Genomic DNA, 6,194 nt, shown 5'->3' with positions numbered 1-6,194 from the left:
GCGTTGATGGCAGGCAGGGTGTTTCGGGCCGTCTCAAGCACTTTGCTGCGGCTGTCGTTCGAATCGAGACGATGCATCACAAACCATCATGCATAATATGAGAGGCCCTGAAATTGTGACGGCCAAAGCTCAGACGTTTTCGATCAGTATTCGAAACATTGATCTCAAAATATCTTGATTGTTGATGTCGTGAGTCGCGCAAACGACAGTCAGGGTTTGAGAGAAAAGCGCCGGCCCAAAGTCATAAAGACCGAATTCGACGTTGCCGTAAAACCGTTCTGGTCATCCATTTCATATTGGTACCCCACGTTTACAGCCCAGTCTTTTGTGATAGCCCGTGTATAGGATGCACTGAACGTACCACGCTGGCGTGGATTGGGCTGGCCGGTTCCCTCATCTTCCTGATCAATGTAATCGATGCTGAAAGACAGCCCCGATACCGGGTTGATGAAATAGTCGTATGTTAGAAACGCCAGTGTTTCGCGTGTTTCTATACTCTGCGTACTGGTGCCGACCCGGCGTTGTAACGTCGCCCCGATCCGAGAACTGGCCAGCTGGTAGCTGTAGTCGAGTTGCCCGATCGGCGTGACCTCGTCGAATGGCCCTCTGGACAGGCCCACATTGAAACTCAACACTCCATTTGCGCGCTGGAAGCTACGACCGGCGGTTGCGTTTATCCGCGACCCATTAACCCCGAATGTCTGGTCAATCTGAAAATCCGCCGAGCCGTCTGGCAAGGTTTTGTTCCAGGCAAAATCCCAGACGAAATCCTCGGTCACAGTGTTGGTATTGGTCGTACGCAGCGTTTCATCCACCTGACTGTAGCCGATATTCGCACTGACGGTGGTAACGGGAGATACGTTATAGGTCCCCCCTACTGTCACAACCGTCGTTTGCTGATCGGTCCGCACATTGTCTTCTGCAGAGAAGTCAGTGTAGCCGAGACGCAAGTTTGCCTGAAAAACCGGTGACACCCGCAATGTCGTGATCGCCGAGAAATCGCTTGATTTATTGTCGAACAGGTTCGGATCGATTGTGTTTGTATAGGTGCGTTCGCGATAGCTGTAGATGAATTGGAACCCGATTGGGTCATTTAGGCCGGTTTGCCAATCCAGGTTGCCCAGGGTGTTGACCTGATCTCCAATGGTTCCGGTTACATCGGCGGCATCAATCCTGCCATCCAGATTGGTGTCGGTCAGTGAACGGTTAAAGGCCAGATCCTGTTCGCGGTAATCCAATAGCAAGTCAAGCTGGCTGTTAAGGCGTGCCCGCTGATACGACAGGCGGGCAGACGGGTCTGAAAAACTGGATTCCGTTCCAATAATCGGCTCATTGGCGATCCGGTACAGCCCGGAAAGATCGAACGATAGTCTCGAATCCGAGGTCTGCTTCAGAATACCCAGAGCCAGCGTATTTTCCCACCAGGTCGTGGATCCAAGCGAAGGGTCGGTCAGGCGAAGATTGCTATCGTGCCTGAGCGATGAGAGATAATCCAGGGTCACACTCAGGCCGGTCCCGGTCCCAACCTGCTGACCGGTCGGAAGACCGACCCTTCGGGCCGGGTTTCTCTGGGCCCGTTGTGAGATCAATTGCTGGCTGGGTGTTTGCTGCACAACCGTTGATGCGACTGTTGTCTGTTGCACGGATGTTTGCTGTGTCGAAGCCTGCTGCCCGACGGCCGGTGTAAACGAACTTATGACAGCGATCCCGCCCGCCAGAATGGTGGACAGCCTGCTCTTGGATTTCCCCACCTGTACAGCCCCTATTCGAACAAGCGGCGTGCTGGTACGACAACAACGTCTCCGGGTTTAAGCACTGTATTGCCTTGGATACCACCACCCGAGCCGTTGTAGTTGTAAGTGTATCTGTTCATCACGCCTGTTTTACTGTCAGCCCGGCGCAATTCGATGCGCTTGCGAGCCGCGAAATTGGTCAGGCCACCAGCCTGAGCCAAAACCTGAAGAATGGTTGTACCTTCAGTAGCAAGGTGCTTGCCGGGTACATTGACCTCACCCATTATGAAAACATCGATGGTTGGCCCGGATGCGACCTGCCCGCCCAGGAGCGGCGGCGGAGCCAGCGCCGCCACCGAAATAAAGACCGTTGGCGGCGTATTGAAGTTCGAGGCCAGCGCCGATGAGAGAGACGAGCTCAATCCGGTGGTAGATTGACCAGCGGCTCGGATCGAGCCGGCAAGCGGGAAGTTGATGGATCCATCCGGCAAGACCAGAATGGTCCGGTTCAGGGCGGGGTCTTCGAGAACCTCAACCTGCAACGCATCGCCGGGCTGAATTTGATAGGGTTGCGCCCATGATACGGTGGCCGCAATCATAGTGATGACAAGGGCGATCAATGATCCGATAACTGTACGCATATTCAAATCTCTCACTTTCTTTCTTTATGCCGCCCTACGGGGTGCAAAACAATCTACAAGGAGTCTGATACATGCAAGATGCGGCAGAAATGCAGCGGCGTCATCCGCCCCCTCCTAATGGCTGGTGTCCGGTGCAGCATTCAGCTGCTCAATCTCAGCGTCCACCAATGATTCAACTTCCGTTGAAGTGCCACTGAAAGTCCTGGCTTTATGAAACAAACGCAGAGCATCTTCGTTCCGCTCTAAGGCCGCGTATGTTTTCCCAAGATGGTACAGAACCAGGGGATGTTCAGGGAATGCCGCAGCTGCAGGTTCGAGATAGGTGACCGCCTCTCCATAATTTCCCATCCGGTAGGCCACCCAACCGTATGTTTCCTGAAACACGGGTTCTTGTGTGCCGCGCAACCGTTGCGCCAAAACCTGTGCACGCCGCAGACTGTTGTCATCGTTGCGGTGTGTCGTCAGCAGGCTTGCGAGATTGTTGGCCACAACCAGGGACCGATTGGTGATCGGATAAAGCTTTTCATATGTTTCGATTGCCTGATCCAGGTCCCCAGTGCGTTCGTATTCCGCCGCCTGCAGCATGAGCAGATCCGGGCTTTCAGGCAGATTAGCCAATGCCTTGGCCAAAACTTCGCTGGCCTGATCCGGGGCATTCCGTTCCGTTGCCAACTCGTGCAAGGCAGTCCACGCCCGTGTTGTGTTAGGATAATCCTCGAGAATGGCGCGGTAAAGCTGCTCGGCCTCGCGGCGTTTGTTTTCACCGATCAGAGCATGTGCTTTGATCAAGCGAATTGGCAAAGAATTCGGGTCCTCAGAAAGCAATTGGTCAAGATGGGCGAATGCCTCTGCCGTCTGCCCTTTTGTAAGCATCAGGCGAATAAGCGCGATATCGGCGGGCAGGCCAAACTCGGGATCATCCGCCAATTCGTTCAGGAAAGAGGTCAGCTCCTCTGTGCGCTGCTGTGCTGCCAGCATGTGGGCTCTGAGCTCATTGGCGATACGTCGTGTTTCCGGGCTGTCCAGATCCCCAATGGCAAGAAGGACGGTGCCCAGCCGATCCCAGTCCTGCATGTTCAGAAGCACATCACCCAGCAGGAACAGAAGTTCAGGGTGTTCCGGGGTTTGGCGCAAGGCATGGGTCAAAACACGCTCGGTGATTTCCAGATCACCTTCTGCCATCAGAAACCGGGCATAGCGTAGCGTTTCGTCCGGTGCATTGGCGGACATTTCCGTCGCGAGCGCCAGCATTTCGCCCATCAGTTCCCTGTCTCCATTACGTTCATGCGCCTGAGCCATCAGAGTCATCAACTGTGGGTCGCGGGGTGCCTGACCAAGCGCTTCGCGTAAAAGCACAATCGCATCGCCAGTCTTGTCTTCATCAATCAACCAGGACGCTTTGAACTTGAGCGCACCAACCTGGGCTGCATCTTCGGACAGGACTTTTTCGACTAAAGCCCGGGCGTCATCGGGTCGTCCAGACTGGAACAGCATGAGGGCAAACTCCACCTCACTGGCCCGGGTCTGTATGTTTCTTTCCGCCCCCTCAAGCAGTGTTTGCATCTCGGAGATTGCGGCTTGTTCATCACCCGATCGGAATTTCAGCGCTGCACGCACCGTCTTAAAATGGAACGTGTTAGGGCCACCCTCGGCGATGATCGTATCCAGCTCGGAAATTGCCACTGTAGAATCGCGGTTGTCATTCAGAAAGGCGATTAGCCGCTGCGCCGGCATGTGATCTTCGGCTTGAGGATCCACCTCAGCCCGCAGCATCTGTTCTGCCGCATCCAAATTTCCCCAGTCGATATAATGCTGCACAAGCAACTGCTCGACGCCTTCATCGTCAGGGAATGTCACGGTCATCTGCCTGAGCAATGCCTCGATCTCTGCGGGCATGTCCAGTTCCTGAAGGGCACGGAGCCGGATTCCGTAAAGGCTTGCTTCCATCGGATCGGTGGCTATCGCCGCCTCTGTTTCTTGCAGAACATTTGGCCAGTCCTCATCGCGGACCAGATGGTCAATTACGACCTGGCGCGCGGTCATCAGTTCCGGATTGCTTTTGATCATCTCGCGGGACGTATGTACGAGAAAGTCCACACTCGCAAAATCACCCTCCCGGACCGCGTCGGTGTAAGCCAACATATTGTTGATAGATTTGATTTCGGCATCATCCGGCGCCAGAGCGCTCGCCAATGCGCCATGGCGCCTGACATCTTCCCAATTACCTACTTCCAGAGCCATCTCAGCAAGGTTGCGATGACCTTCAAGGTTGTCCGGATACTGTTCCACCAGCCGCAGATACTGACCATATGCAACAGGGATGTTGCCGCGCTCGCGCTCCAGCCGGGCAAACGTCAGGCGAGCTTCCTTGTGTTGACCATTCAGTTTGAAGACATTCCGGAATTCAACAAGTGCGCGCTCGACGTCACCGGCTTCCAGATGAGCCAGCCCCGCTTGGAAATGAGCTTCGGCCCGCTCCTCAGCCGAGTCACACGCACTCAGCAAGAGCGTCGCGGCAAAAAAGGCGACGACCAGTCGTGCACCAACTTGGGGTACGATCCTGCCCATTGCTATTCTCCCGCAAAACGTACGAAAAAGCATGCAACCCATCAATCGGTTCGGTTGCACAGCTCAGTTTCAGCAGCCTGTGCCGCGCAGAACCGCGAAAACTGTCCGAAACAGAATCTGCATATCCGTTTTGAATGACATGTCCTTCCAGTATTCCACATCATGCTGCGCGCGTTCGGCAAAAGTCGAGTTGTTCCGGTTCGATACCTGCCATGAGCCGGTAATGCCGGGGCGCATTCTGTAGTATATGTTGTTTGGATAAAGCTTTTTCTGGCACACCATCATAGGGCGGGGGCCGACCATCGACATTTCGCCGACAAAAACATTCCAGAATTGCGGCAATTCATCCATCGAAGATTTGCGCAAGAGCGTCCCGAACTTGATGATACGAGGATCATTTCGCAGTTTCTGGTCGCGGTCCCATTCCTCGCGGGCTTCAGGATTTGTTTTTAGATGCTCTTGTAGTATGTTTTCAGCGTCATGCACCATCGTGCGCAGTTTAAGCATCTTGAAGCTCTTGCCGTTCTTGCCAACCCGCTCCTGCCGGTAAAACGGTGTTACGCCCTGACTGGCCAGAAATACGGCCAGAAGCACAACCATCGGAACGACGAACGGCGCTGCAAGCAGTGTAAACGCAATATCAAAGATGCGTTTTCCCACACCTCTGTAGAACCCCGGATACTGAACTGAGGTTGGCATAACAGAGATGCTAGAGTAGCCCGCGCCAGCGTTGGCCACTTCTTTTGAATGACTTGTCACTATTTAAACCCCCAACACACACAAATACTCACGAACCACTTACCAAACTCAGGAACAGAACACGCTCGACCTCAACTACATATACTTAAAATCTTATATTTTTATACCACTTCGACCCTGCGCTTGCACATTCGCGAGGCCACTTTCCCGTAACCAAGTGTTAACAAATTCAGCTTGGCTTGCAAAACATTAATACTGGCAAGGACACCTCAGAACGACTTAGTACGAGTGTTTTCCAACAGGATCGTGAAACTTTGCTCAACGGATCTGTTGAAAGTTCAAGAGTTTCTGTTTCCTTCTTGGGTACAATGGATTAAATTTTGTGCTTTTGGAGCCAACTTTGACCTCCCAGAGGCCTTTTTGACTCGTGTTCAAGCCAGATTGCCAAGGCGCCATCGACGGACCTTTTCCAAAGGCGTAGATGGAAACAATTGTGAGAAATAATTCTGATTGAAGGGGGTCGCAGGTCAATTCACCGCGTGTGCAGTTTAGT

Annotated in this window: 5 protein-coding genes; all 5 read right to left on the bottom strand. The window is 53.5% G+C overall.

Annotated elements, in window-relative coordinates:
• Nucleotides 1-209: 209 nt before the first annotated feature.
• Nucleotides 210-1,643, bottom strand: coding sequence for a hypothetical protein (locus tag AC2FND_RS19260; RefSeq protein ID WP_496771333.1), 1,434 nt, complete (start codon nt 1,641-1,643; stop codon nt 210-212).
• A gap of 119 nt (nt 1,644-1,762) precedes the next feature.
• On the bottom strand, nt 1,763-2,374 hold the full coding sequence (locus AC2FND_RS19255; protein ID WP_496771332.1) for a polysaccharide biosynthesis/export family protein: 612 nt from the start codon (nt 2,372-2,374) through the stop codon (nt 1,763-1,765).
• Nucleotides 2,375-2,488: 114 nt separating this feature from the next.
• Nucleotides 2,489-4,942: a tetratricopeptide repeat protein gene (locus AC2FND_RS19250; RefSeq protein ID WP_496771331.1), complete on the bottom strand. Its 2,454-nt coding sequence runs from the start codon at nt 4,940-4,942 to the stop codon at nt 2,489-2,491.
• A gap of 69 nt (nt 4,943-5,011) precedes the next feature.
• Nucleotides 5,012-5,641 (bottom strand): sugar transferase, encoded by a 630-nt coding sequence (locus AC2FND_RS19245; protein WP_496771330.1) that lies wholly within the window; start codon nt 5,639-5,641, stop codon nt 5,012-5,014.
• A gap of 318 nt (nt 5,642-5,959) precedes the next feature.
• Nucleotides 5,960-6,194, bottom strand: a 235-nt coding sequence (locus AC2FND_RS19240; RefSeq protein WP_496771329.1) for a hypothetical protein, incomplete at its 5' end; no start/stop codon positions are given.

Source organism: Ruegeria sp. BHSB056 (assembly GCF_059613305.1).
This window is presented reverse-complemented; position numbering and strand designations above follow the sequence as displayed.

What these genes read in the sequence shown, in the direction of transcription:
- AC2FND_RS19255 (WP_496771332.1), bottom strand. Translation starts at nt 2,374, where the DNA reads ATGCGTACAGTTATCGGATCATTGATCGCCCTTGTCATCACTATGATT.
- AC2FND_RS19250 (WP_496771331.1), bottom strand. Translation starts at nt 4,942, where the DNA reads ATGGGCAGGATCGTACCCCAAGTTGGTGCACGACTGGTCGTCGCCTTT.
- AC2FND_RS19245 (WP_496771330.1), bottom strand. Translation starts at nt 5,641, where the DNA reads ATGCCAACCTCAGTTCAGTATCCGGGGTTCTACAGAGGTGTGGGAAAA.